This is a genomic window from Vibrio sp. DNB22_10_4, from assembly GCF_052879755.1.
This window is the reverse complement of the sequence record NZ_JBNNXW010000005.1, coordinates 36,738-60,354: the sequence shown is the minus strand read 5'-3', so window position 1 is coordinate 60,354 and position 23,617 is coordinate 36,738. Positions and strand designations below refer to the sequence as shown.

Below are 23,617 nucleotides of genomic sequence, written 5' to 3'. Positions count from 1 at the left end.
AATCGAATCTAGGAGAAATCATGGCGAGTAAATTCCAAAGCCGCTTAGTGGGCACCATCGTACTGGTGGCAGTCGGGGTGATTATCCTGCCAGACCTGCTTGACGGTAAGAAGCTTCACTACAAAGAAGAATTTGCCAGCATTCCACTTAAGCCAGAAATTAACGCTGACGTGGAATCGTTTGAAGTGTTGGAGCCAGAAGAGGACATTTCGGTACTTCCAGAAGCGCCTGTGCAGGCTACTGTCGGCGAAGAGATCATTCAAGAGCCTGAAGCGGATATCGTCAATGTGTCAGCGCAAGAGGTACCAGAGCGTAACGATTACGCTGATAGTGCTTGGATTATTCAGCTGATGGCGCTGAAAAATGCCGATAATGCTGCGGCACTTGTGAAAGATCTGCAGAAGCGCGGTTATCAAGCTCACGTGAAGCAAGAAGAGACCTTTACTCGCGTGATTATCGGTCCAGATGTTTCAAAAAGTAAATTAGAGAAGCAATTGATTGAATTAGAGGAAATTACCGGCTCTAGAGGTCAACTGCTCAAATTTAAGCCACTAAATCCATAAGAAAACGTTTGCGTCGCTCATTTTTCTGTTAAAATGCGCGCCAACTTGAGATGAAGAATTCATGAATTGGTTAGATTTTGTCATTTTGGGTGTGATTGGGCTATCGGCCTTGATCAGTTTAGTTCGCGGTTTTGCCAAAGAGGCAATGTCGCTTTTGATATGGTTTGGCGCGTTTTTTATCGCCAGCCAGTACTACGCAAAATTAGCGGTGTACTTTTCTAATATCGAAGACGACATGTTTCGCAATGGCGCCGCAATCGCTGCCTTGTTTGTTGCGACCTTGATTGTCGGAGCTCTCATTAACTATGTCATAGGGCAGTTGGTTCAGAAAACGGGACTCTCGGGTACAGACAGGGTACTTGGTATCGTATTTGGCGGTTTGCGCGGTGTGCTTATCGTCTCAGCGGTACTGTTCTTTGTTGATACCTTTACCACGCTGAATAACAGCGAGTGGTGGGAAACCTCAGAACTGGTTCCACACTTTAAATTGGTCATTGAGCCGTTTTTTGAACACATCGAAGCAACTTCTAGTTTCTTGTCTGGCGCTTAGCGGCGCCAGCTAATGTCGCAAATCGAGGATTAGGACATGTGTGGTATTGTTGGAATCGTTGGCTCAACGCCTGTGAATCAGTCTATCTATGACGCTTTGACCGTTTTACAGCATCGTGGCCAAGATGCCGCTGGTATTGTTACCATAGAAAGCAATCGTTTTCGTCTGCGTAAGGCGAATGGTCTAGTTAAAGACGTTTTTGAAGCTAAGCACATGCAGCGCCTTCAAGGTAACGTAGGTATTGGACATGTTCGTTATCCAACAGCTGGCAGCTCTAGCGCTTCTGAAGCACAGCCGTTCTACGTAAACTCTCCGTTTGGTATTACCCTGGCACACAACGGTAACCTCACCAACGCACACGAAGTTCGTGAAAAGTTGTTCGAAAAAGACCGTCGTCACGTAAACACGACATCGGACTCTGAAGTTCTGCTTAACGTTCTTGCACACGAAATTGATACCGTAAAAGGCAACGTGACGTCGGATGACGTGTTCCGCGCAGTGACTAATGTTCACCGTGCCATTAAAGGTGCTTATGCGGTTGCCGCGATGATCATCGGTCACGGTATGATTGCATTCCGCGATCCAAACGGTATCCGTCCTCTATGTTTAGGTAAGCGTGAAGTTGAGGGTAAAACCGAATACATGGTCGCGTCTGAGTCTGTTGCTCTGGATGCAGTAGGCTTTGATTTTGTCCGTGACGTTGCGCCAGGTGAAGCGATTTACGCCACATTTGATGGTGAGCTATTCACCCGTCAATGTGCAGACAATCCTAAACTAAACCCATGTATCTTTGAGTTTGTTTACTTTGCTCGTCCAGATTCATTTATCGATAAAATCTCGGTATACAGCGCGCGCGTTGAAATGGGTAAGAAGCTTGGTGAGCGCATCAAAGATGAGTTTGCTGACCTTGATATCGATGTTGTTATCCCAATCCCTGAGACTTCATGCGACATTGCACTGCAAATCGCTCAAGCGATTGATAAGCCATACCGTCAAGGCTTCGTTAAGAACCGCTACGTCGGTCGTACCTTCATCATGCCTGGCCAACAGCAGCGTAAGAAATCAGTGCGCCGTAAGCTCAATGCTATCCGCTCTGAGTTTAAAGGTAAGAACGTATTGTTAGTCGATGATTCTATCGTGCGTGGCACAACATCAGAGCAGATCATTGAGATGGCTCGTGACTCTGGTGCTAACAAAGTGTACATGGTCTCGGCTGCGCCAGAAGTTCGTTTCCCGAACGTATACGGTATCGATATGCCAAGTGCTAATGAGCTTATTGCTCACGGCCGCGATAATGATGCAATCTGTAAGCAAATTGGTGCCGATGCGCTAATCTACCAAACGGTTCCAGATCTTTTGGAAGCGGTAGGCCTAGGCAACCCAGATGTTAAGCAGTTCGAAGCCTCAGTATTTAATGGTGAATACGTGACGGGTGATATCGATCAGTCGTACTTGGATTACGTTGACTCATTGCGTAACGATGATACAAAAGTCCAGCGCGATATTCAGCAAGATTTAGCTAACTTAGAGCTTCATAACGAAGGCATCTAAGACGCTCTTATCTAAAAGAAGCACAAAAAAACCAGAGCCTTGGCTCTGGTTTTTTATTGTCTAGCGATTATGGTCTAGAAACTTAGTGAAGAGAGTAATCGATGACGAAATCGATAAACAAACGCACTTTTTCGGGTAAATGATCTTTGTGGTTGTAGAGCATGTAGATGTCACGCGGGTTGGAGCTCCACTCTGGCAAAATTCGCACCAAATCACCGTTGTCGATGTGCTCTTGAATCATCACATCTGGCATCAAGGTAATACCCAGTCCAGCGGAGCAGGCACGACGCACTACATTGAGGCTGTTAGCTTCAAATCGAGCTTTGGTATTGTTGATGATGGACTCGCCACTGACGTTCTTAAGCTGCCATTTAATCAGTGGTGCACCTTTGAGTAGTCGATGAGATGAGAGCTCTTCAGCGTGCTTAGGCTCGCCATATTTGGCTAAGTACTCAGGCGTTGCGATTAAGACATCTTTGACTGTGCTGAGTTTGCGAGCGATGAGGCTAGAGTCGCGCTGCGGTCCAACGCGGAAAATGACATCCCACTCAGTCGGGTCAAGTTGATCGGCGTGATTGCTCATGGTCAAATCAAGGCTGATGTCTGGGTACTGAGCCATAAAGTCATTGAACATAGGCATCATCAAACGCTTAGTGAGGTTCGATGGTGAGGAAATCTTCAGTTTACCCGATGCCCCTTTACACTCGTCGGCAATTTCTTCTGACGCAGACGTTAGTCGTTGCAGTAAAGGTGAGCACTCATTGTAAAAGCGTTCGCCCGCTTCAGTCAGTGACAGTTTTCGCGCATGACGATTGAGCAAGCGAAGGTTCAACGAATCCTCTAGTGCCTGAATGCGTCGAGTAATTGTTGCAACAGGTATCATGGTCTTACGAGAAGTTGCTGTATAACTCCCATTTTCCACAACAAGTCGGAACAGATTTAGATCATCGAGTTTCATATATTCAACTATTTGTAATTATTGGTTTTTAATATAGTCCAAAACTTGGAAAAGCCACCGGGTTTTCAGTCAGACCCTCTCAAGAAATTTCGCGTATTTAGATATTAAGTACGGGGAAATCAGCGAATTGGACACTTTTATAGCAAAACCGAGAACACAAGATAATGCCACAATTGGGGGCATTTGTATAAAAGTGGATTTCTGCCTACAGTTAAAGTACTCAGGAACGGAGTATGTCCTGTTTCCAATAGTCAATGAATTGCATCATTGTAGCGTTTCCTTACGATACGACGTTTGATGTAAACCAAAAATAATAACAATTACACGCTCAATGGAATTTGTGAGGCGTAGTCTTATGTCTAAAACTGACAGTCAAGTTGCTGTGGCTATCGAGCAGCAACACAGTGCTAGGGTGATGGTCGTTGACGATGACCCAGTATTTAGAAGTGTAACCAGAAAGTTCCTGGAAGCGATTGGTCACCAAGTTGTTGAGGCTGGAGATGGCCTCGAAGCCCTCAAAATGCTAGGTGAGGTTCAGCCTGATCTTGTTCTTTGCGACTTAGCTATGCCGCTTTTGACAGGCATGGAGTTCACAGAAGAAGTGAGAGTAGAGTATCCGTCGCTGCCAGTGATCGTGATTTCCGCTACAGGGGATATGGGCGATGTAGCCAAAGCGCTGAGAATGGGAGTGAAAGATTTTCTAACCAAACCGCTCAGCGATTATCGCTATCTCGCTGAAGCTATAGAGGTTGTACTAGAAGAGAGCTCAAGTGCTGCCGAGCAATCCGACTTTGTCAGCCGTTGGTTCCGGTTGGACGAGGATGGCAGTGATAGTGAGCAGCAGGAACAAGAGCTTCATTGGCACTTGGATTATTTACAGCAAAATCCAAATGCAGCAAGAGAGTTACTTACAGCGCTGCTTCCGGAGAAAGACTCATCGCTGGGAGCTTGGCGTAGTAGCTATCGCTTGCTGCAGTCCACGACCAGTTTGCCATTGGTGTTTGATTACAGTTGGTTGATGAGTGGGCAGCTCGCTTTCTATTTAGTCGATGCCGATTCCGCCGACCAAGGAGGCGTAGCAAGTACCTTGCTGGTTCGGACTTTGTTTGATGATTATGTACGTCGCTTACAGCATAACTCCGTTGATTTGAAAGGTTTGGCACGTAATTTAGAAAAAGGCATGGCATGCGCCAGCGGAGCCAGTACGGTAGAAGCCTTGTTTGGCACCATCGATCTTGCTGAAGGCTCGGTGTCTATATTGCCAGCGGGTCTAGGTTGTCGATGGGATAACGGCCAGGCGCAGTTTAACATCGCAGGAGGGCGACGATTGGGCGATAATTGCTTGAGTAATTTCATGACCAAAGATCTCGCGCTTCAAGAATCGGGTAAGTTGACGATGAGTCGAGTTGGATCCAGCAGCTTTAGTTGGGATATTGGTTTGATGGTGTAATCGCTCGTTTTAAGGGGCAATAATACCCCTACAATTACTCGGTTTTTGACGGGTTGTAATTGAGTTATAGTAAAAATGTTAACGCTTTGGGAGGCAATTGCCTCCCTTTTTCGTACACGTTTTAGCCCAGTTCAAGAGCTGAATTTTAGCCCAATCTAAGAGCAAGAGTCATGTCAGATCAAGAATTCAAAGAACCTTACAACATTTTTTACTTTCTAGGCTTTATCGCCGCATTGCTAATCCCAACACTTCCCGCTACTCTGACTTGGATCAGAGTAATGAACGGATACGCAGGTTTTTGACCATAAAAAATTTGACCACTGTAAAGCGCTTAATGTGGAATACAGTGGGTACTATTTCTGTAGTTTTGGGTGTGGTTGGAATAGCCCTTCCTCTATTACCAACGACCCCCTTTCTCCTTTTGGCTAGTGCGTGTTTTTTTCGTGGTAGTCCAGCCTTCCATCAATGGCTGCAATCGCATCCCAAATTAGGCCCTATCATTACCGATTGGGAACAAGATCGCTGCGTAACGAAAACTGTTAAGCGCCGAGGTGCAATGCTTATTGTTGCTAGCTTCTCAATATCTATCTTTGTCGTTAAACCGCTTTGGTTAAAACTTATGCTGTTGACGCTGTTTGTGGCCACTTTTGTCTTCTTTTTACGGATTCCTGTGAAACCGCCCGTTGCTGAACACCACGAAAATCACTAACATTAGAAGGTTGTGTGCCCACTTTAAATGTGGGCGTTTTACTTAATACCTTACAGAATGAACGTATCTAGCTTGTTACTGCCATTTTTCGGCCGTGACATGCCAAGACCCGTACTCTGAACGACAGGCACCCAAAGACCTTTCCAGAGATCAATACTATGACTATCGACAAAATTTCCCTTATTAAAGCAAGCATCAAAAGTATTCCTGATTACCCAAAACCAGGGATCCTGTTCCGTGATGTAACCAGTCTGATGGAAGATGCAGCAGCCTACAAAGCGACAATTGAGCTATTGGTAGAGAAGTACAAAGACCAAGGCTTTACTAAAATTGTTGGTACAGAAGCTCGCGGCTTTCTGTTTGGTGCGCCACTAGCACTTGAACTAGGGTTAGGTTTTGTTCCTGTTCGCAAGCCAGGTAAATTGCCTCGCGAAACTGTGGCGCAGTCATATGAGCTAGAGTACGGCATGGACACACTAGAAATTCATACAGATGCTATTGTTGAAGGTGACAAAGTGTTGATGGTAGACGATCTACTGGCAACCGGCGGCACAATCGAAGCAACAACAAAACTTATTCGCCAATTAGGTGGTGAAGTTGCACACGCTGCTTTTGTTATCAACTTACCAGAAATTGGTGGTGACAAACGCCTTGAAGCGCTGGGTGTCGACGTATACAGTCTGTGTGAATTTGAAGGCCACTAATTAGGACGCCTCATGAGTTATCTCGCGTTAGCCAGAAAATGGCGACCAAAGAAGTTTTCTGAAGTAGTAGGACAGACTCATGTCCTGACTGCTCTTGAGAATGCTTTAGACCAGAACCGACTTCATCACGCTTACCTGTTTAGCGGCACGCGTGGTGTGGGTAAGACGACGATTGGTCGTTTGTTTGCCAAAGGTTTGAACTGTGAAACTGGCATTACGGCAACGCCTTGTGGTGAATGTTCGAGCTGTAAAGAGATCGATGAAGGTCGCAGCGTTGATTTATTAGAAATCGATGCCGCATCTCGCACTAAGGTAGAAGATACTCGTGAATTACTGGATAACGTTCAGTACAAGCCAGCGCGCTCCCGTTTCAAGGTTTACTTAATTGACGAAGTGCATATGCTGTCTCGTCACAGTTTTAACGCGCTTTTGAAAACGCTTGAAGAGCCACCAGAGTACGTGAAGTTCCTTCTAGCGACGACGGATCCTCAGAAACTGCCGATGACCATTTTGTCACGCTGTCTGCAGTTCCATCTAAAGCCGATTACCGTTGATAACATTCATCAACAGCTAGAGCATGTGCTGAGCCATGAACAAGTTGAGCAGGAGCACAGAGCCTTGTCACTGCTTGCTCATGCCGCTGATGGCAGTATGCGTGATGCGTTGAGTCTGACCGATCAAGCCATTGCGCTTGGTAATGGCCATGTTACTGCAGAGGTGGTGAGCCAAATGCTCGGCACTTTGGACACCGCACAAGCTCTGCAACTGCTTGACTCAATTGTCACAGGCGATGCACAGCAAGTGATGGCGACGTTATCAGCTCTAGCCGACAACGGCGTTGATTGGGACATTCTGCTTTCTGAGTTAGCGACACAGTTGCATCGTATCGCTATGGCTCAAGCACTACCAACCAGTGTGGATGGAGAAGTCGCTGACGGAGACAAAGTTCGTCATCTTGCGACAGTGTTGCCTGCCACAGATGTGCAGCTTTACTACCAGATTGCCCTTAAAGGCCGCCAAGATCTGCCATTCTCACCGTCGCAGCGTGTTGCGGTGGAAATGACCTTGCTAAGAATGCTGGCCTTTAGACCCGTGACTGAATTGCAAGCGAGTGAAATAACTGCAGCGAGCTTGTCTTCAAAAGAAGAGCCTTCAAAAGCAGTGTCTTCAAAACACGTGCCGTCACAACCAATGCAGCCACAATCTGTGCAACCTGCTACGAATGTCAATCAGGCGCCGCCTCAGACTGCGCCGGTAGAAACCATGTCGACACCACCAATGTCACATACTCAAAGCGCGCCACAGTATGCGGGTTCTATTCCTCAGTACGATGAAGGGCCTGAGCCGTACATTGATACCTCGCAAATGAGTTCATCTCAGCCGCCAAGTGCACCGCAAGGGTATCCGCAGCAATCATCGCCTGTGGCTCATCCCTCGCAGAATCAGCCAGTACCACCGCAGGGGCAACCAGCAAGCGCGCCAGCACCAAGTGGTGGTTCGCAAAATACCAGTGCTCGTCCTGCTGCAGGTGGTCTACGTCATCAGCTTCGCTCTCGTAGACAGGCTGGTGGACAGAATCCGCAAAGCTCAGGAGCGACTCCTGCAAAAAAGCCTAAAGCGTCATCTGAACCAAGCTCCGTACTAGAGCGAGTTGCAATGCGTACTCAGGGTCGTGCCCAAAGCTCGGCTCCGGTGTCAGATGTCGCAGCGCCACAAGCGCAACAACCGACTTCGAATGAGCCCTATCAGTGGCGACCTTCGAATAATGCAACTTTGCAAAAGAGTGAGCCGACGATTAAACCGTCGACGCTAAAGAAAGCACTTGAGCACGAGAAAACGCCTAAGATGGCAAAGCGTTTGACCGAAGAGGCCGCAGCCCAAGATAAGTGGGCGGAGATGATTGAGAAGCTGGAAGTAGGTAAGTTAGTTCAGCAACTCGCGCTCAACTCAGTTTACGCTATCGATGGTACATCGATTCAGCTTGGATTAAGGCCTACCCACGCGCACTTGAACTCGGATAAAAACCAATCCGAACTACTTGCTGGGTTAAATGTCTTACTACAACAAGAGTGTCATTTGTCCATTGAGATCTCTGAGCAGGGTATAACGCCGCTTGAGCTTCGAGAGAGTTTGTATCAGAAAAAACTCTCGGATGCAGCGCAAAGCCTACAAACGGATCCCAATGTGCAGTTCATGCTGACGCGTTTTTCCGCGCAGCTGGACGAAGAAAGTATTCGACCGTTATAAGTCGCTTGGCGACGAGACTTGTCCTTTTTAGGGGACAGGGATTGTCGGTGAGCAGGGGTTGCATTTGATGAATGAGACCCCATGTTATTAATTGAAACATGAATAAACCGAGAGAAACCTATGTTTGGTAAAGGTGGTATGGGCAACCTGATGAAGCAAGCCCAGCAAATGCAAGACCGCATGCAAAAGCTTCAAGAAGAAATCGCGAACATGGAAGTAACTGGCGAGTCTGGTGCTGGCCTTGTTAAGGTGACTATCACTGGTAGCCACAGCACACGTCGTGTTGAAATTGACGAAAGTCTAATGGAAGACGATAAAGAGATGCTAGAAGACTTGATTGCAGCAGCATTCAACGACGCAGCTCGTCGTGTTGAGGAAACTCAAAAGGAAAAAATGGCGTCAGTAACAGGTGGTATGCAACTTCCACCTGGCATGAAAATGCCGTTCTAATTGGAAGATTAGAGACGTAATTAATGCGAACTAGCCATATGCTGGAGCATTTGATGGAGGCCTTGCGATGCTTACCTGGGGTTGGTCCCAAGTCTGCACAACGCATGGCCTTTCATTTGTTACAGCGTGACCGAAAAGGTGGCTTACAGTTGGCGGACGCACTCTCAAGTGCCATGACTGAAATCGGTCACTGCCAGCAATGTAGAACCTTTACTGAAGAAGAAATTTGCCATATTTGCAGTAATCCAAAGCGCAAAGAAAATGGTCAACTGTGTGTTGTAGAAAGCCCTGCGGATATCGCAGCAGTGGAAGCAACCGGACAGTTTTCTGGTCGTTACTTTGTTCTGATGGGGCACTTATCGCCATTAGACGGTATTGGACCAAGCGATATTGGATTAGATGTATTGGATTACCGTTTACGACAGGGTGATATTGGAGAAGTGATTCTTGCAACTAACCCGACAGTAGAAGGTGAAGCCACTGCACACTACATTGCAGAGCTTTGTCATGAACACCAAGTGTCAGCTAGCCGCATCGCTCATGGCGTTCCGGTAGGTGGTGAGCTTGAACTTGTTGATGGCACAACCCTGTCGCACTCTCTTATGGGGCGACAAAAGATCTAAACCATTCAAAAGATCTAAGCAATTGTGCAAACGACTCTATATAAAAAGGCGCGAATTATCGCGCCTTTTCTGTATCTGCTATTTAGGTGAACTTCATCTTATCTTGATTCTGTAAGCCAGCTTATTCACTGTTATTGCTAATAAGGGAGCGATAGATCCAGGCACCTATGATGGCACCGACAATAGGCGCGACCCAAAATAGCCAAAGCTGCGCCACTGCCCAATCTCCGACATACAATGCAACACCGGTACTTCTGGCGGGGTTAACCGAGGTATTGGTGACCGGAATACTAATGAGGTGGATAAGGGTTAAACAAAGACCAATGGCAATCGGAGCGAAACCTTGTGGTGCTCTACTGTCGGTAGCACCCATAATGACCAGCAGGAACATGGCTGTCATCACTACTTCGGTGACCAGTGCTGAGGTGAGAGAGTATTGTCCTGGAGAGTGTGCGCCATAGCCATTGGAAGCAAAACCTGAGCTTACCGCATCAAAGCCCGCTTGCCCGGAAGCGATAACATACAGCACGCCGCCAGCCAAAACGCCACCAATGACTTGAGCCACGATGTACGGCACTAGCTCTTTCGTTTCGAAACGCCCACCAGCCCATAAACCAATGCTCACTGCGGGATTTAGGTGGCAACCAGAAATGTGTCCGATGGCAAAGGCCATGGTTAAGACGGTTAAACCGAAGGCGAAGGATACGCCGAGTAAGCCAATACCAACATCGGGGAAGGCTGCCGCTAATACTGCACTGCCACAGCCGCCAAGTACTAACCAAAATGTGCCAAACAACTCTGCCAAATACTTGTTCATTTCAGATACCTTGTGCATGGGAGGTTTATCTGACAATAGTCTATTTGGTGAAAATCGCGAATCTCGGATGGAAATTAGCTTTAAAACAACGGATAAAACCGGTTATGTGAGCCTTTCGAGCTCAAAGATATTGTCCATAGCGACACGATCACTGTCACCACAGACGTCTGGACAAGCTTTGAAACTCAGACAAACTTTAGGGCGCTCGGGTTTTCCAAACAGTTTGCAAAGGTTGTTGTCATCAAGTTGAATGCAGCGCTCGCCGCTTGGCTTGCCTTTTGGCATGCCTGGAATAGCAGAAGAAATACTTGGGGCGATACAACACGCACCGCAGCCTAATCGACAATCCATCTTAACACCCTCGATAATGAAGGCGGCGAGTTTACCAGATGCGCTAGAATTGTACATATGTGAATCATGCATCAATGCTTGCAGTTTTTAGCCTCTAGAGGTATAAAACGCCTCCAATGATGAAAAGGGTAACACGAATGAGCAATGCGTTTTGGGAAACCACGCCACTTGAAGAAATGAGCGAATCACAATGGGAATCTCTATGTGACGGTTGCGGTAAATGTTGCCTGCATAAACTCATGGATGAAGATAGCGATGAAGTCTACTACACCAACGTAGCTTGCAGTTGGCTCAACAGCAAAACGTGCTCGTGCAAAGACTACCCGAATCGCTTTGAATCAGGCGAAGAGTGCTTGAAGTTAACACGCGATAAAATTAGTGAATTCAACTGGTTACCAGAAACCTGCTCTTACCGTTTGCTTTCGGAAGGGAAATCGATCCCAGAGTGGCATCCTCTGATTACTGGCTCTAAGTCAGCGATGCACGCGGCAGGTGAAAGCGTTCGTAACAAAGTGGTGTATGAAATTGATGTTGTTGATTGGGAAGACCATATCATCAACCATCCTTCGCGCTAGTTATTGGCAGTAAGGTTTCATCCAGTAAAAAAGCAGGCTTAGATAGCCTGCTTTTTTGGTTTTTAGTCATCGCTCATTTAAGCGCCAGCACACACTTCGGTAAAGCGTGAGCGAGCGTCTTGTGCCGCTAGCGATGATTGCTCTTTGTGTTCTTGTGCTTCAGTGAGAGCACTGAGTGCTTCTTCAAGCAGCTGTTGAAGCTCTTCAGGGATCGCCTTGCTTTCGTCCCCAGAATGTTCAAGAGCGTAGGCGCGGATGCGTTTTTTCACTTTAAACAGCGTCTGCATTGCCGCACGCTCTTCATCGGCAGCGACTTGTGCAACGTCTCGGCACTTCTCAAAGTTCGCAAGCGCAACGCCTTCATGAGACCAAGGATCAAACTCAGGTAGGTCTTCAATATTGATGGTTGGTTCGACGTAATCTTCTTGGTGACGAATATCCAGCGTCGTTGCTTTCACTGCGGAAATCATCAGCATGACAGCAATACCAAGTAGTGGCAGACCACCAACAATGGCAGCAGTTTGCAGTGTACTTAGTCCACCTAGGAACATCAGTACCGCAGGCATAAAGCTTAGCGTGAATGCCCAGAATAGACGGTTCCAACGCATAGGTTCTTGAGTCACATCTTTTTGCACCACAGACGCCAGAATATAAGAGATGGAGTCGAACGTGGTTGCGGTAAAGATAATGCAAAGTAGCGTGAACAGCAGAATGATGAACCAAGAGAATGGCAGCTCTGAAAGCATCGAGAAGATGGCTTTGGTCGCGCCGTGTTCATTCAAAATACTGACAATGTCGAGTTGCCCAGAAAGCTGCAGCGATAAGCCGTAGTTGCCTAGGATAATAAAGAACAAGAAGCAGCCACATGAACCAAAGAATAGTGAACCTGCGACCATTTGCTTGATAGTGCGTCCTCTCGAAATTCTGGCTACAAACAGACCCATACTTGGTGCAAATACTAGCCACCACGCCCAATAGAAAATAGTCCAGTCTTGTGGGAAATGGGTGTCATCGAAACTGCCGTAGCCTCCGAAAGGCTCTGCCCATGTTGCCATTACAAAGAAGTTTGACATCATGCGGCCGATTGAGTCTAGGCCAGTCTCTAGAATGAAAATGGTTGGACCCAGCAGCAAAACGATAGCGAGCAATAGCATCGCACCCCAGAAGTTGATGTTGCTGAGGATCTTGATGCCTTTTTCCATACCCGCGAAAGAAGAGTAAGCAAAAATCGCAGTACAGATAGCTAGCACACCAATTTGGGTATAAGTCGTTTGTGGTAAGCCAAACAGAACACTCAGACCTTCACTGATAAGCGGTGCCGCCAGACCCAAAGTTGTTGCTGCGCCGCCAAGAAGACCAAAAATAAACAGAACATCAATAAGCTTACCTAACGCGCCATTGGTATGCTTTTCGCCAATGACTGGAATCAATGCGCTCGATACCTTAAGGGCAGGTTGCTTACGAACATAGAAGAAGTAGGCGATAGGCAGTGCTGGGATCAGGTAAATTGCCCAAGCAATCGGTCCCCAGTGGAAGATGCCGTAGGTTGCTGCCCAGCGGATTGCTTCTTCACTGCCTGGCTCTAGTTGAAATGGTGGTGATTGGTAGTAATATGCCCATTCAATACAACCCCAATAAAGAATACTGGCACCGATGCCGCCACAAAACAGCATGGCAGCCCAAGATGAGGTCTTAAACTCCGGCGCTTCGTCAGGGTCACCTAGTTTGATTTGGCCAATATCGCTAAAAATGATGAATATCATGAAGAAGAGGGCAGCAAGGCCAAGTGCTAGATAAAGGAAACCGAACTTGTCGGTCATAATCAGTTTTGCTTGCGCAATGATATCAGCGCCTTGCTCTGGGAACAGGATCAGCGGAATGATAACAGCGAGTAAAAGTGCGATAGCGCCAAAAAAGGTTGGCTTATCGATGAGTTTAAAATAACGTTCCATGCGATGTTTTCTAAGTCAAATAACATCATTATCATTTGAATAACATCACACGCTCAAATCTGGTTATCTATCGTGACAACAAAAGAGCGTTGTTTTATACCAAGGCGAGTATTAACGCCCCAACGGTGATGGCTGCAGATGCATACTGACCCGCCGAGTAGGACGAATCTTTTTGCTCTTCGAGATCGTCAGGGTGATCCATGCCTAGTGCACCATGTGCAAAAGAGGTTACCGTCTTACCCATGCCATCGTCTTCATCTTTATCCGTTGCTTTATCGGCATTGTTAGGCTTTGGCGTTGCTGACTTTTCTTGTTCAAATAGCGCTTTTGCTTGCGGTGAGATAGAGACACTGTCGCCACCACGTTCACCTTGCGGTGTCGGCAAAGTATTGCCACTAGATTCTGCCTGTTTGATGGTGTTTGCTGCGGCACTGCCAAGTTGATTGGTTGGCGCAGACATGCCGGAATTGACGCTCTGCATAGCTATCTCCATTTGTGCTATCAATTACTATGTCGTCATTCATGGCAAAATCTTTATAAAAATTTCTCTAGGTGAGACATAGAACCTGTTTATCATTGATAGCTAAGCAATAAGTACGCCAAAAAGCGGACTTATTGCTTCAAACGCGCTAGTCACAGGTGAGCGTGTCACTACGTTTATGTAGGTGCTTATAGGCTTGCATTTGGTTCTCTTTTTGCACATATCGAACCGGTGGCGCGAGAACCGAGAGCTGAAAATCTCTTGAGTCACTGGTTATATCAGTGACTGGAGTAATGACGGCGATGTTAAGATTAGGTGCTAGAGCTTGTATTTGCGCTGCTGTTCCGAGAGCGTCTTCGGTGTGAAACTTACCAGCAATGTGCATGACTTGCGTACCTGGGTGCTGGTTGATGTAGTCAACGATGCTCTCCGCCATGGTAGCGTCCCACGTCAACTGAGCGGCATATTGGCGCTCAGTTTGCTCACTATCGCCATGGTGCATTGAGGCCATGAACTTGTCTTTGTAGGCTGAAGAGGAGGTATCAATGCGCTTTGCAACTAAAGTTCGCTCATTACTGTCCAACTTTTCTAAGTAGTTAAGTCCTTCACGCCCTATACAGCGAACAAAGCTCTTAGGTGCATTACTGGCAATGATATCGAGTTGGTTTTGCTTAGCAAGTTCCACAAGCGGTCGATAATCGCTTTCATAGTTTGGCCACGCGTTTCCTTCGCGTATCAGCATTTGTTCGCCAATTTCTGATTTCAAATATTGATCGACAATAGGCTGCTTATCTCGAGTGAACTGTTCCATCGAAAGCGCAAGCTTGGCATTGTTGTTTACAAGCTGTTTTAGAAGATCGGTCTGAAAGCGATGCACGCCACTGTGCGTATGCCACTCTCCAATGAGGATAACATCGGCACTTGTTAGGTCGACCGGTAATGATGAAAGCGAAACCGCTAAGCCTTGTGGAGAATACAGCTGATAATCGTAGAAGGAATTAACGGATTGAGCTGGCTTGGACAGGTCATTTGAAGGTGCGCTGCTACAACCGGCGAGCAGAGCGAGTGACAGGGCGATAGGGTAAGCTTTCATAGGGACTCTCTTTAATAAAAAATAGCCTTCAATGGAAGGCTATCTTGGAAGTACTATGGTAAACGAGAACCGCGCCTGACTCAATGCAATTGAAAATTAATATCATTACCAATTGGCGTTTTGGTTTTAACTCTTGCGATATACTCTTACCATAAAATCGGCACGACAGTCGAAGTGCTCGGTCTGTTGCAGCTTCTCTCTTAGCTCTTGGCTAGCTTTCCAAGCAAATGGTGTCATTTGCAAAAGGTCATACGCTTGCTGGCCGTTAAGGTTCATTGTGTAGTCGAGCTTAGCCTCAGAAACTAGGTCAAAACCTTCAATCACTTCAGCAGCTTCATCGTGAAGTCTCACATCTTGATAGATAAGTTCGCGAAGCTCATATAAGTGATGACTGCCTGGCGTGACCGTAATCATCAGTCCGTCAGCTTCGATACAGCGGCTCAGCTCGTCATGTTTGCACGGCGCATAAATACGAATCACCGCGGCAAGACTCTCTTCAGAAAAAGGTAGCTTATGACTAGAGGCAACGCAAAAGTTAACCTTGTCGTAGCGCTTAGAACCGTAGCGAACCGCGACTTTGGAAATATCGAGGCCATAGACGGTAAAGTCGGGATTATCGCCTGTCAGCTCCTCGGCAAAGTAGCTGGTGTAGTACCCTTCGCCACAACCGATATCAAGGATATTGCCTTTAGTTACGGTTAAAGATGAACCCAATATGTCGGCGACTTTATCTCTCATGGGAGCATAGAAGTCGTGTGCTAGGAATGTGCGCCTTGCCTGCATCATCTCTTTATTGTCACCTGGATCTTTTGAGCGCTTGTGTTGCACAGGCATAAGATTGACATAACCTTCTTTGGCTTTGTCGAACTGGTGATTATTGCTACAGCGATAACTGCGCTCGTCTAGAGCGAGTGGCTGCTGACACAGAGGGCATTGATAAGACATAGGTTAGACTCGACGAAAATTTTCGTAAGTCTAACCATATCAAGGAAGGGAAGCAATTCAGTCGGCTGAATTCCTTCAGGTTGGCAGATTACTTGATGAAAATCTGTGTCGCTAATTGGTGGCTTTCACCGGGTGCAAGCTCTTTGCCAGCTTCCAGCGAGTCAGCATGAAGTGTTGACTCAATACAGAACATGCTGAGGTAGCCGTCATTGTTCATGTCACCCATAGATTCCGCACCTTGTTTCCAAGGGTTCCAAAGTACTGCTGAGTTGTCGCCGCTATTGCATACTGCCAGCTTGCGATCGAATGCATTGTCATGCAGTACGATTTCATCAGATGGAGCTGTGTAAACGCGGTCGATGGTATCGGAAAGGGTAAGCACCTCTTGGCCTTCACACATTTTGCCATCAAGTAAGCCATCAATGTAGCTAGAGCCCATGCCAGTCACTTCCATCTTCTCGATGTCACCTAGATTGAGGTAGGTGTGCAGAGCGCCAGAGAAACGCCACGAAGTGGTGTCAGTGTTGGTGATGTTTAGCGACACATTTAATGAATCGCTCACTTCCACGTTTAAGACCAATTGGAATTTATGTGGCCAGATATCACGGGTAGCGTCAGTGTCGGTCAGGCCAAGGCTAACAATTACACCTTGTTCATTTTCGCGGTGCTCAATGAGCTCCCAAGTACTGTTGCGCGCAAAACCGTGAGCCGGTGCTGCTACTCGGCCAAACCAAGGCCAACAAATTGGAATACCACCGCGCAGTGCCGCTTTGTTGTCAAAGATGGCGTCTTTGCTCATCCAAATCAGATCTTCTTGGCCTGCTGGCTTAAATGAAATGACATGGCCACCGTGTAGAGAGATGGCAGCTGAAGCTTTAGGGTGAAGAACGCGAACCACTTTATTGTCACCAATTTGAGCGATAGTGACATAGTCAGAGAGAGCGGTCAGGGTAGGTAAAACAGACAAATCCATAGTGTAACTTCCTAGGTTAAGTCTCTGGTTCCTAGGGAGAGGGGATAGCTCCCAGGTGTCGATTGGACCCAGAAACAGATACTAAAAAGGCGACCCTATGAGTCGCCTTTATTACAAATATTCAGCTAAAAGCTTACATTACTTAGAGATGTGAGCTACTAGGTCTAGAACTTTGTTTGAGTAACCGATTTCGTTGTCGTACCAAGATACAACTTTAACGAAGTTGTCAGTTAGAGCGATACCAGCTTTAGCATCGAATACTGAAGTTTGAACTTCACCGATGAAGTCTTGAGAAACAACTTGGTCTTCAGTGTAACCTAGAACACCTTTAAGAGCGCCTTCAGATGCTGCTTTCATAGCTGCACAGATAGCTTCGTAAGATGCACCGTTCTTAAGGTTAACAGTTAGGTCAACTACAGAAACGTTAGCAGTTGGTACGCGGAAAGCCATACCAGTTAGTTTGCCGTTTAGTTCTGGAAGAACAACGCCTACAGCTTTAGCAGCACCAGTTGAAGATGGGATGATGTTCTGAGAAGCACCACGACCACCGCGCCAGTCTTTAGCAGAAGGACCGTCTACAGTTTTTTGAGTAGCTGTAGTAGCGTGAACTGTAGTCATAAGACCAGATTCGATACCGAACTCGTCGTTAAGAACTTTAGCGATAGGCGCTAGACAGTTAGTAGTACAAGAAGCGTTAGAAACGATGTCTTGACCAGCGTAAGTGTCTTGGTTAACGCCCATTACGAACATTGGAGTAGCGTCTTTAGAAGGACCAGTTAGTACAACTTTCTTCGCGCCAGCAGTGATGTGCTTACGTGCAGTCTCGTCAGTTAGGAAAAGACCAGTTGCTTCAGCAACAACGTCAACACCGATTGCGTCCCATTTTAGGTCTTCTGGGTTGCGCTCTGCAGTTACACGTACAGTTTTGCCGTTAACGATTAGGTTACCGCCTTCAACTTCAACAGTACCGTTGAAACGGCCGTGAGTTGAATCGTACTTAAGCATGTATGCCATGTACTCAACGTCGATTAGATCGTTAATACCTACTACTTCGATGTCGTTGCGCTCTTGCGCTGCACGAAATACGAAACGACCGATACGGCCAAAACCGTTAATACCTACTTTGATAGTCATTATAGTTGCTCCACAACTTAATTTCTGTTTAAAGATAACTGGTAGTAAAATTACAGAATCCAGTCACTAACTTCAATAGATAATCGGAATTAATTTGTCTAAAGTCAAAAAAAAGTGTCGCTTTTCTTAACATTCGGTATTAAATGACGTTTTTTTGAACTTAGCTCGTGACTCTGTAATGATTTGCTTGATGTATTTAACCTTGGGGACAAGGTGAGTTAACATGTTAGACACACTTTGGTGGGTAATTGACAACAATGTGCTACAACCAAGTTTATTACACGTAATAAGTGTGCGCTGATTAAAATGTAGACAATAAAAAAGAGGGTGTAAAGGAGATGACTGGGGAAAACAAAAATAGAGCCAAGCCAGACCAACACTGGCGTGAGACGCTAACCGATGAGCAGTATCGTGTTTGTCGCCAACAAGGTACCGAGGCTCCATTTACCGGGACACTACTTCATAATAAGGACACAGGGCTATACCACTGTACCTGTTGTCAGGCCGAACTGTTTCGCTCAGAAAACAAGTATGACTCAGGGTGTGGGTGGCCAAGCTTTGATGAGCCTGTCAGTGAGTCCGCGATTCGTTATATAGACGATCACAGTCACGGTATGACACGTGTTGAAATACGCTGCAGTGCTTGCGACAGTCATTTAGGCCATGTATTTGAAGACGGGCCTCAAACTACAGGGCAGCGCTTTTGCGTCAACTCAGTGTCGTTAATTTTCAACAAAACTGATCAAGACTCCGTAAATTAGTCACTAGCTGTACCATTCTTTCATATCTGTCTTATCTGTTCGCGTCGTTGGGTGTTTACCACACCCAACGATTCCTGAAGCCATTCTTGCTCTATTTTTGCTCTATGATGACATTGTAAAAGCGTGAGCTTCTAGAATGCGCCCAACATTACATTCATAAGCTCTTTGCATTAAGCAAGAGCAGCAAACACAAGAACACCAGTATGAAAAACACACCGTTTATCGTTGCCCTTGTTGCAGCGTTATTTATGAGCCCTTCTTTTGCAAACACGACCGCTGGTGGCGAAGAGCAGTGGCAAATCGTAGAAGAGGATCAAGCAGCAGCGCCATCTTCCGCATCAACATCAAAGCAGCCTGCAACGAAACAGACTGCATCTACGCAAAAATCTAAGTCAAGTTCTGGCTCGTCATCTCGCCGTGGTGGTAATTCAGGATTCAAACTTGGTATGGGTCTAGATCAAGGGCTAAGCATTGTTGGTCAGATCAACAATACGATTAACTTTGCGGTTGGTAACGATGGCATTGCTGCAGATTACATCTTTAATCGTGGCAGTTTTGGTGGCGATGTGCCTTTTAATTGGTATGCAGGTGTTGGTGGTCAAATCAAACGCTCTGACAAATTTGGTCCACGCATTGCGCTTGGCGTTGAACTTCCGTTCGCAAGAAACTGGGATGGCTACGCACAGTTAACCCCGAGCCTGATGTTTGACAATAGTGACCTTAAGTTAGGCATTGGCGCAGGCATTGGCGTTCGCTACAGCTTCTAAATGCTCGATCAGATAAAAACAAAGGGAGCTCAACTGAGCTCCCTTTGTTTGTTTAACGGCTAGGGTTTATTGATTTAGCTCTAACTGGTAGAAGCTTGCTTTAACATAGTCACCTGCATCCATTCCGCGCCACTCACAAGAGGCGCTGCTTTTCTTCGTATTACACTGGTTGTATGCGCCCGCTTTGAAATACATCCACGTATTTCCGTAACCTTGGTCAATGTCGTGGCCTTGGTAGTTACCCGCTTTTAGATCAACATCGAAAGTTTTGACGATTTCGTTATCCGTACCCGGGTTCTTGGTAAACGTAAGGTGCATCATATCGCCTTCAACGTTCACACTGAATGAGAAGATTTCACCAAGTTTGATACCCTCTTTTGGATCGACAGATCCTTGTCGCAAGTTGTATTCACCGAATACGTTGTGGCGAATGTCTTTTCTCAGCTTTTTGCCGTTCTCATCTTTCGCGTTTTGAAGATCTTTGGTTGGGTTCAACTCGTAGTTCCATACCAATGAACCGTGTTCATGTTCAGGGAGCTTACGATAGACGATTTTAAGAGGCTCATTTTTAGCCGCATGGATCTGGCCAATCACAACACCAAATGCACCGTTATGACTGTATTTACCGCTTTCACTTACTTGATCAACTGATAGTGTCGCCTTTAACTCACCGCCAATCGCACCATATTCAGAGGCATTTGGATGTGAGGCGATAACAAAGTTATTGCTTGGCTCTCCGTAATCAGTTGCAAGCATAGCGCGCAACTCACTTCGTGTATTTTTACTGTTGGGTGTGGTTGGTGCATCGTTCGGTGCCACAAAAACAACCGCGCCAGACTCTTTGTCCGTATAGAACCACTCCGGATGTACATAAGGTGTCTTAGTATCACCAAGTTGCTCTTTTGCTATCTCAAGTGTCTTACCTTTGCGTGGTCCTTCGGTAGTGAGTACTGGTAAATTAATTTTCCAGTTAGTCATATCGAAGTTTTGTGACGGCGCTTTGTTAGGGTCAAGGTTGTATTGGGTTGCAAGTGGAGACTCAGTAGCCGCAATAGCAGAACCAGCAATAATACTGGTGGCAAGTAGAGTGAGGTGCAATGATCTCATTATCGTTCCTTTGGTAAGCAATCATTAATGGGTATGCTTAGGATGTTACTATATTATTGTATTACAAAAGTGTGACTGGAACGAAATATTGAGTACTTTGGTAATTGCTTTGTGAGATAAAGCCGCAAACTGTGATTTGGCAGGAAATTTTGTGTTTAATCGGGTGGGGCATTGGTTGAACACTAAAGTGGACTAGGTTAGCTACCTTTATATTGGTTCAGCTTGCTAGTGCACCGTCATTACGCACTTGATGCGGAATAAACCGAACGCGTACTCCTAAGTTTATAGAGGTGCTGTTTAGTAGCTTGCATGGTGTCTAGCTCATTTTTGGACAAAACTGAGTCAGTTACATTACTAAATTAGAATGTAACGGATTAGTCCACGTATGGAAAAGTAACGCCACGTTAAGTGGTGAGCAACGCTACCACCTGAGATAAATCATTGTGCCGCAAACACTACAGCTGAATCAAACCGACACTACCAAGCGTTGGGAATCCGTCTTAAACGCTTTATTATACGATTTAGTTGAGAATGGTTATCAACACCTGATATAATAAGAACTATACCGAGTCTTATTATCCTATTCGGTACTTTCCGATCATTAATTCAATCGAACCTCTAGTACTGCGCTGCCGATTATAGCGAGAACTACGTTTATCTGAATAAAACGAATTCAACTATACCAAGATGAACTGCGCAGATTGTTTGCGAGGGCATTTCTACGTCTGAATTTCACAAAATTAATAATTACCAATAAGAGGAGCTTATTTTGGCAGATATATTTCAATACGTCCTATTTTACTTGTTCTTACTTCCTTTCTTTTTTGCACAACACCAAAGAACAATATTTGATGACTCTAAATCCAATTACCTTGATAGAAAAATAAAAGCATTTGATCATTGTTTATTACTGTTTTATCGTTCATACAGTTTTTATTTCAACATATATGAGCATCGATTTTTTAGTCTACTAAACAATGATATAAGCAACCTTACCTTCGCAAACATTGCTCTATACTTACTATTTTTCATACTAATTAGTGCTTCAAATAATTCAAGATAACAAAGGTGCAATGCCCTGGGAAGGTTATGTCCAACCAGGCTCGTATAACGCTTTATAGACGGACTTTTTCCGTCTATGTTGCTGCCATTTATTATTAAACTCAACTGGTATCATCCTGTTATATGAATCGGAGTATAGTTGCGGGGTCGAATTACGGAAAAATTTCGTATAAGAGAACAAAGTACAGATTAGATTAACTTGGTCTATTGGTGTACTGCTCAGGTGTACCGTTTGCAGGTTCTGTGAAGGTTTAGGGCACTTCTGAGTTACGAAGTACCATCTGTGAAGGTTATTGACACTTGTGAGTTACAACGTTTGCTAAATTAGCAGATTACGGATTAATTGAGGTTTGGCAAAGTCCCACTCGTAACAACTTAGGCAGTTAATCTAAAATGTGCTATCAATTTGGTGGCTATTCACTTATTAATCATACAGCAACCCATCTACAATCTGTTCATCTACCGAAGCCATCACCTCAAGAACCAAACCTGATAGCTTTTGAACAGATTGAAGAGTAACTTCGATCGGCTCACCTTCCCTTGTTTTACCCGCACGGTGAACAATATCATGACGAGTGTCCACAGCTTCAGATAGTCTTTGTAGCAAATGGTTGGAGAGGTTTATCAGTAAAACTGAGGTGAAAAAAGCATTAATCGTTTTAACACTATGAAATGACTGACTGTCGATGCACTCAATGATTAATTTGTCTAGCTGCTCTATTTTGGAGTAAAGCTCTGTGATTTTGAAACTTTTTTGACTTCTCCCAAAAGGCTCAAACCTCTCAACAAACCTTCTCTTAATAACATCTTTATTTAGCACTTGTCTTTTCGCCACATCAGACAAATAGGCTTCAAGTATCGTTATTAGCCCGCTGTATGAAAGGCGCTGCAAAACGTGGTTGCCCCCATCGGACTCACTTAGTTTTGTTATTTCAGATGCTTCTGCTTTCGCTCTTTCATGGAACTTGGTTTGTCCCGCCTGGTATTCAGCTAAATCTTCAAAATCATCTACCCAACCACTGTCTATTAAGCCTGATATATCTAACTCACAGACAGAGTCAGGTTCTACTAGCTGAAGTATGGCCCATGCGTAACTATCTATTGATTTACAAGGGAAATGATAACCTCCGCTGGTGTAATGAGGGAATTCGTCATAATCAGAGCACATGAACTTCAGCAGGTTTCGCTCTGCGTCTGTTAACGAAACTTGAATACCCCGAATTCTAATTTTCAAAGGGGTTTCATAATTATGCACTAATCGACAAACACGATTAGCAATAGGGAGGAGCTTCAGCCAACTATCTAAAGAGCATTTCTGAAGGCCATCTAGATAGAGATGATAGTCAGGTAGACTTTCTCTGGTGTCATCTCCAAGTGTTTGCAATAGGCTTTTTAACTGCTCGACCCAAAGCGCCTTATGCTCATTGAGCTCAAGTTCTACTGACTGCTGGTTTACTCCAAGCAACTCGAGTCTGCGCTTAAGTTTATCGGCCTCCATTCGGTAGCCTATGAATTGGCTATCCTTGGCTACTTCCCTGAACCGTTCAGAATCATTGAAAAGCCACTTATGATATGTGTTCTGCCATTCATCAATGGTGTAATCACCTAGCTCAACCCCTGCCCATGTAGACATAACTCCCTAAACCACCCTTCATTTATACTTACGTTATTGACTAACCAGCTCATAGCTACTTAAGCTGAAACCCGCATTCTAATCCAGATTAGTAATGTTCTATAGTGATTGTAAATTGCCATCTCAGGTCAATCCTTACTTACATATATCAGCAGTTTCAT

The 23,617-nt window shown here is 45.5% G+C and carries 23 protein-coding genes; 12 read left to right on the top strand and 11 right to left on the bottom strand.

The genetic code is table 11. From position 1 onward, the window contains the following. Positions 1 to 20 precede the first annotated feature (20 nt). From ACVA6Q_RS14220 to purF, 3 genes are all read left to right on the top strand, one after another. Positions 21 to 563, top strand: coding sequence for an SPOR domain-containing protein (locus tag ACVA6Q_RS14220; RefSeq protein ID WP_418641603.1), 543 nt, complete (start codon positions 21 to 23; stop codon positions 561 to 563). A gap of 61 nt (positions 564 to 624) precedes the next feature. Continuing rightward, entirely contained in the window at positions 625 to 1,113 is a 489-nt protein-coding gene (locus ACVA6Q_RS14215) for a CvpA family protein (RefSeq protein WP_353498293.1), read from the top strand. A 36-nt stretch (positions 1,114 to 1,149) separates the two neighbouring features. Beyond that, positions 1,150 to 2,664, top strand: coding sequence for an amidophosphoribosyltransferase (gene purF, locus ACVA6Q_RS14210; protein ID WP_353498294.1), 1,515 nt, complete (start codon positions 1,150 to 1,152; stop codon positions 2,662 to 2,664). An 82-nt stretch (positions 2,665 to 2,746) separates the two neighbouring features. Here purF and ACVA6Q_RS14205 read toward each other — a convergent pair whose 3' ends face one another. Beyond that, positions 2,747 to 3,622 (bottom strand): LysR family transcriptional regulator, encoded by an 876-nt coding sequence (locus ACVA6Q_RS14205; protein ID WP_353498295.1) that lies wholly within the window; start codon positions 3,620 to 3,622, stop codon positions 2,747 to 2,749. Between the two features lie 355 nt (positions 3,623 to 3,977). Here ACVA6Q_RS14205 and ACVA6Q_RS14200 point away from each other — a divergent pair, with 355 nt between their 5' ends. The 6 genes from ACVA6Q_RS14200 to recR all read left to right on the top strand — a co-directional run bounded on the left by ACVA6Q_RS14200 (position 3,978) and on the right by recR (position 9,805). Beyond that, positions 3,978 to 5,072, top strand: a complete 1,095-nt coding sequence (locus tag ACVA6Q_RS14200; protein WP_446647932.1) for a response regulator — start codon at positions 3,978 to 3,980, stop codon at positions 5,070 to 5,072. Positions 5,073 to 5,406: 334 nt separating this feature from the next. Then, complete coding sequence (locus ACVA6Q_RS14195) at positions 5,407 to 5,781, top strand: YbaN family protein (protein WP_446648068.1); 375 nt, start codon at positions 5,407 to 5,409, stop codon at positions 5,779 to 5,781. A gap of 158 nt (positions 5,782 to 5,939) precedes the next feature. Continuing rightward, complete coding sequence (gene apt / locus ACVA6Q_RS14190; RefSeq protein ID WP_446647931.1) at positions 5,940 to 6,485, top strand: adenine phosphoribosyltransferase; 546 nt, start codon at positions 5,940 to 5,942, stop codon at positions 6,483 to 6,485. Positions 6,486 to 6,497: 12 nt separating this feature from the next. Beyond that, positions 6,498 to 8,732 (top strand): DNA polymerase III subunit gamma/tau, encoded by a 2,235-nt coding sequence (gene dnaX / locus ACVA6Q_RS14185; RefSeq protein ID WP_446647930.1) that lies wholly within the window; start codon positions 6,498 to 6,500, stop codon positions 8,730 to 8,732. A 120-nt stretch (positions 8,733 to 8,852) separates the two neighbouring features. After that, positions 8,853 to 9,182 (top strand): YbaB/EbfC family nucleoid-associated protein, encoded by a 330-nt coding sequence (locus ACVA6Q_RS14180; protein WP_042474318.1) that lies wholly within the window; start codon positions 8,853 to 8,855, stop codon positions 9,180 to 9,182. A 23-nt stretch (positions 9,183 to 9,205) separates the two neighbouring features. Continuing rightward, the gene (recR, locus tag ACVA6Q_RS14175) at positions 9,206 to 9,805 is read left to right on the top strand and encodes a recombination mediator RecR (protein ID WP_446647929.1); all 600 of its coding nucleotides are present in this window, start codon (positions 9,206 to 9,208) and stop codon (positions 9,803 to 9,805) included. 121 nt (positions 9,806 to 9,926) lie between these two features. Here recR and aqpZ read toward each other — a convergent pair whose 3' ends face one another. Continuing rightward, positions 9,927 to 10,640, bottom strand: coding sequence for an aquaporin Z (gene aqpZ / locus ACVA6Q_RS14170; RefSeq protein WP_446647928.1), 714 nt, complete (start codon positions 10,638 to 10,640; stop codon positions 9,927 to 9,929). A gap of 84 nt (positions 10,641 to 10,724) precedes the next feature. Continuing rightward, positions 10,725 to 10,973: a YkgJ family cysteine cluster protein gene (locus ACVA6Q_RS14165; RefSeq protein ID WP_446648067.1), complete on the bottom strand. Its 249-nt coding sequence runs from the start codon at positions 10,971 to 10,973 to the stop codon at positions 10,725 to 10,727. 137 nt (positions 10,974 to 11,110) lie between these two features. On the opposite strand from ACVA6Q_RS14165, the gene ACVA6Q_RS14160 reads away from it, so the two are divergent. Next, a complete protein-coding gene (locus ACVA6Q_RS14160; RefSeq protein WP_112461964.1) occupies positions 11,111 to 11,548 on the top strand; it encodes a YcgN family cysteine cluster protein in 438 nt (145 codons plus the stop codon). 77 nt (positions 11,549 to 11,625) lie between these two features. Here the strand turns inward: ACVA6Q_RS14160 and ACVA6Q_RS14155 are convergent, their stop codons facing one another. From ACVA6Q_RS14155 to gap, 6 genes are all read right to left on the bottom strand, one after another. After that, entirely contained in the window at positions 11,626 to 13,500 is a 1,875-nt protein-coding gene (locus tag ACVA6Q_RS14155; protein WP_353498302.1) for a BCCT family transporter, read from the bottom strand. 94 nt (positions 13,501 to 13,594) lie between these two features. Continuing rightward, the gene (locus ACVA6Q_RS14150) at positions 13,595 to 13,981 is read right to left on the bottom strand and encodes a hypothetical protein (protein ID WP_446647927.1); all 387 of its coding nucleotides are present in this window, start codon (positions 13,979 to 13,981) and stop codon (positions 13,595 to 13,597) included. Between the two features lie 148 nt (positions 13,982 to 14,129). Beyond that, positions 14,130 to 15,074, bottom strand: coding sequence for a ChaN family lipoprotein (locus ACVA6Q_RS14145; RefSeq protein ID WP_446647926.1), 945 nt, complete (start codon positions 15,072 to 15,074; stop codon positions 14,130 to 14,132). A gap of 126 nt (positions 15,075 to 15,200) precedes the next feature. Continuing rightward, entirely contained in the window at positions 15,201 to 16,019 is an 819-nt protein-coding gene (rlmA, locus tag ACVA6Q_RS14140) for a 23S rRNA (guanine(745)-N(1))-methyltransferase (protein WP_446647925.1), read from the bottom strand. Positions 16,020 to 16,107: 88 nt separating this feature from the next. Continuing rightward, the gene (locus ACVA6Q_RS14135) at positions 16,108 to 16,992 is read right to left on the bottom strand and encodes a D-hexose-6-phosphate mutarotase (RefSeq protein WP_353498306.1); all 885 of its coding nucleotides are present in this window, start codon (positions 16,990 to 16,992) and stop codon (positions 16,108 to 16,110) included. 138 nt (positions 16,993 to 17,130) lie between these two features. Beyond that, complete coding sequence (gene gap / locus ACVA6Q_RS14130; RefSeq protein ID WP_446647924.1) at positions 17,131 to 18,126, bottom strand: type I glyceraldehyde-3-phosphate dehydrogenase; 996 nt, start codon at positions 18,124 to 18,126, stop codon at positions 17,131 to 17,133. A gap of 338 nt (positions 18,127 to 18,464) precedes the next feature. Between gap and msrB the strand changes: the two genes are divergently transcribed. Continuing rightward, positions 18,465 to 18,887, top strand: a complete 423-nt coding sequence (gene msrB / locus ACVA6Q_RS14125) for a peptide-methionine (R)-S-oxide reductase MsrB (RefSeq protein ID WP_353498307.1) — start codon at positions 18,465 to 18,467, stop codon at positions 18,885 to 18,887. A gap of 203 nt (positions 18,888 to 19,090) precedes the next feature. Further along, the gene (locus ACVA6Q_RS14120; RefSeq protein ID WP_353498308.1) at positions 19,091 to 19,654 is read left to right on the top strand and encodes a hypothetical protein; all 564 of its coding nucleotides are present in this window, start codon (positions 19,091 to 19,093) and stop codon (positions 19,652 to 19,654) included. A 66-nt stretch (positions 19,655 to 19,720) separates the two neighbouring features. Here ACVA6Q_RS14120 and ACVA6Q_RS14115 read toward each other — a convergent pair whose 3' ends face one another. Together ACVA6Q_RS14115 and ACVA6Q_RS14110 are read right to left on the bottom strand one after the other, a co-directional pair. Next, the gene (locus tag ACVA6Q_RS14115; RefSeq protein WP_446647923.1) at positions 19,721 to 20,761 is read right to left on the bottom strand and encodes a polysaccharide lyase family 7 protein; all 1,041 of its coding nucleotides are present in this window, start codon (positions 20,759 to 20,761) and stop codon (positions 19,721 to 19,723) included. A 1,486-nt stretch (positions 20,762 to 22,247) separates the two neighbouring features. Next, positions 22,248 to 23,456: a HEPN/Toprim-associated domain-containing protein gene (locus ACVA6Q_RS14110; RefSeq protein WP_446647922.1), complete on the bottom strand. Its 1,209-nt coding sequence runs from the start codon at positions 23,454 to 23,456 to the stop codon at positions 22,248 to 22,250. Positions 23,457 to 23,617 lie beyond the last annotated feature (161 nt).

Bases quoted from the DNA above. Each gene is read 5' to 3' on its own strand.
- dnaX (WP_446647930.1), top strand. From the start codon at position 6,498: ATGAGTTATCTCGCGTTAGCCAGAAAATGGCGACCAAAGAAGTTTTCT.
- ACVA6Q_RS14165 (WP_446648067.1), bottom strand. From the start codon at position 10,973: ATGGATTGTCGATTAGGCTGCGGTGCGTGTTGTATCGCCCCAAGTATT.
- msrB (WP_353498307.1), top strand. From the start codon at position 18,465: ATGACTGGGGAAAACAAAAATAGAGCCAAGCCAGACCAACACTGGCGT.
- gap (WP_446647924.1), bottom strand. From the start codon at position 18,126: ATGACTATCAAAGTAGGTATTAACGGTTTTGGCCGTATCGGTCGTTTC.
- recR (WP_446647929.1), top strand. From the start codon at position 9,206: ATGCGAACTAGCCATATGCTGGAGCATTTGATGGAGGCCTTGCGATGC.
- ACVA6Q_RS14205 (WP_353498295.1), bottom strand. From the start codon at position 3,622: ATGAAACTCGATGATCTAAATCTGTTCCGACTTGTTGTGGAAAATGGG.
- ACVA6Q_RS14155 (WP_353498302.1), bottom strand. From the start codon at position 13,500: ATGGAACGTTATTTTAAACTCATCGATAAGCCAACCTTTTTTGGCGCT.
- ACVA6Q_RS14215 (WP_353498293.1), top strand. From the start codon at position 625: ATGAATTGGTTAGATTTTGTCATTTTGGGTGTGATTGGGCTATCGGCC.
- ACVA6Q_RS14145 (WP_446647926.1), bottom strand. From the start codon at position 15,074: ATGAAAGCTTACCCTATCGCCCTGTCACTCGCTCTGCTCGCCGGTTGT.
- ACVA6Q_RS14150 (WP_446647927.1), bottom strand. From the start codon at position 13,981: ATGCAGAGCGTCAATTCCGGCATGTCTGCGCCAACCAATCAACTTGGC.
- ACVA6Q_RS14220 (WP_418641603.1), top strand. From the start codon at position 21: ATGGCGAGTAAATTCCAAAGCCGCTTAGTGGGCACCATCGTACTGGTG.
- ACVA6Q_RS14120 (WP_353498308.1), top strand. From the start codon at position 19,091: ATGAAAAACACACCGTTTATCGTTGCCCTTGTTGCAGCGTTATTTATG.
- ACVA6Q_RS14180 (WP_042474318.1), top strand. From the start codon at position 8,853: ATGTTTGGTAAAGGTGGTATGGGCAACCTGATGAAGCAAGCCCAGCAA.
- ACVA6Q_RS14135 (WP_353498306.1), bottom strand. From the start codon at position 16,992: ATGGATTTGTCTGTTTTACCTACCCTGACCGCTCTCTCTGACTATGTC.
- ACVA6Q_RS14200 (WP_446647932.1), top strand. From the start codon at position 3,978: ATGTCTAAAACTGACAGTCAAGTTGCTGTGGCTATCGAGCAGCAACAC.
- rlmA (WP_446647925.1), bottom strand. From the start codon at position 16,019: ATGTCTTATCAATGCCCTCTGTGTCAGCAGCCACTCGCTCTAGACGAG.
- apt (WP_446647931.1), top strand. From the start codon at position 5,940: ATGACTATCGACAAAATTTCCCTTATTAAAGCAAGCATCAAAAGTATT.
- aqpZ (WP_446647928.1), bottom strand. From the start codon at position 10,640: ATGCACAAGGTATCTGAAATGAACAAGTATTTGGCAGAGTTGTTTGGC.
- ACVA6Q_RS14110 (WP_446647922.1), bottom strand. From the start codon at position 23,456: ATGTCTACATGGGCAGGGGTTGAGCTAGGTGATTACACCATTGATGAA.
- ACVA6Q_RS14160 (WP_112461964.1), top strand. From the start codon at position 11,111: ATGAGCAATGCGTTTTGGGAAACCACGCCACTTGAAGAAATGAGCGAA.
- purF (WP_353498294.1), top strand. From the start codon at position 1,150: ATGTGTGGTATTGTTGGAATCGTTGGCTCAACGCCTGTGAATCAGTCT.
- ACVA6Q_RS14195 (WP_446648068.1), top strand. From the start codon at position 5,407: ATGTGGAATACAGTGGGTACTATTTCTGTAGTTTTGGGTGTGGTTGGA.
- ACVA6Q_RS14115 (WP_446647923.1), bottom strand. From the start codon at position 20,761: ATGAGATCATTGCACCTCACTCTACTTGCCACCAGTATTATTGCTGGT.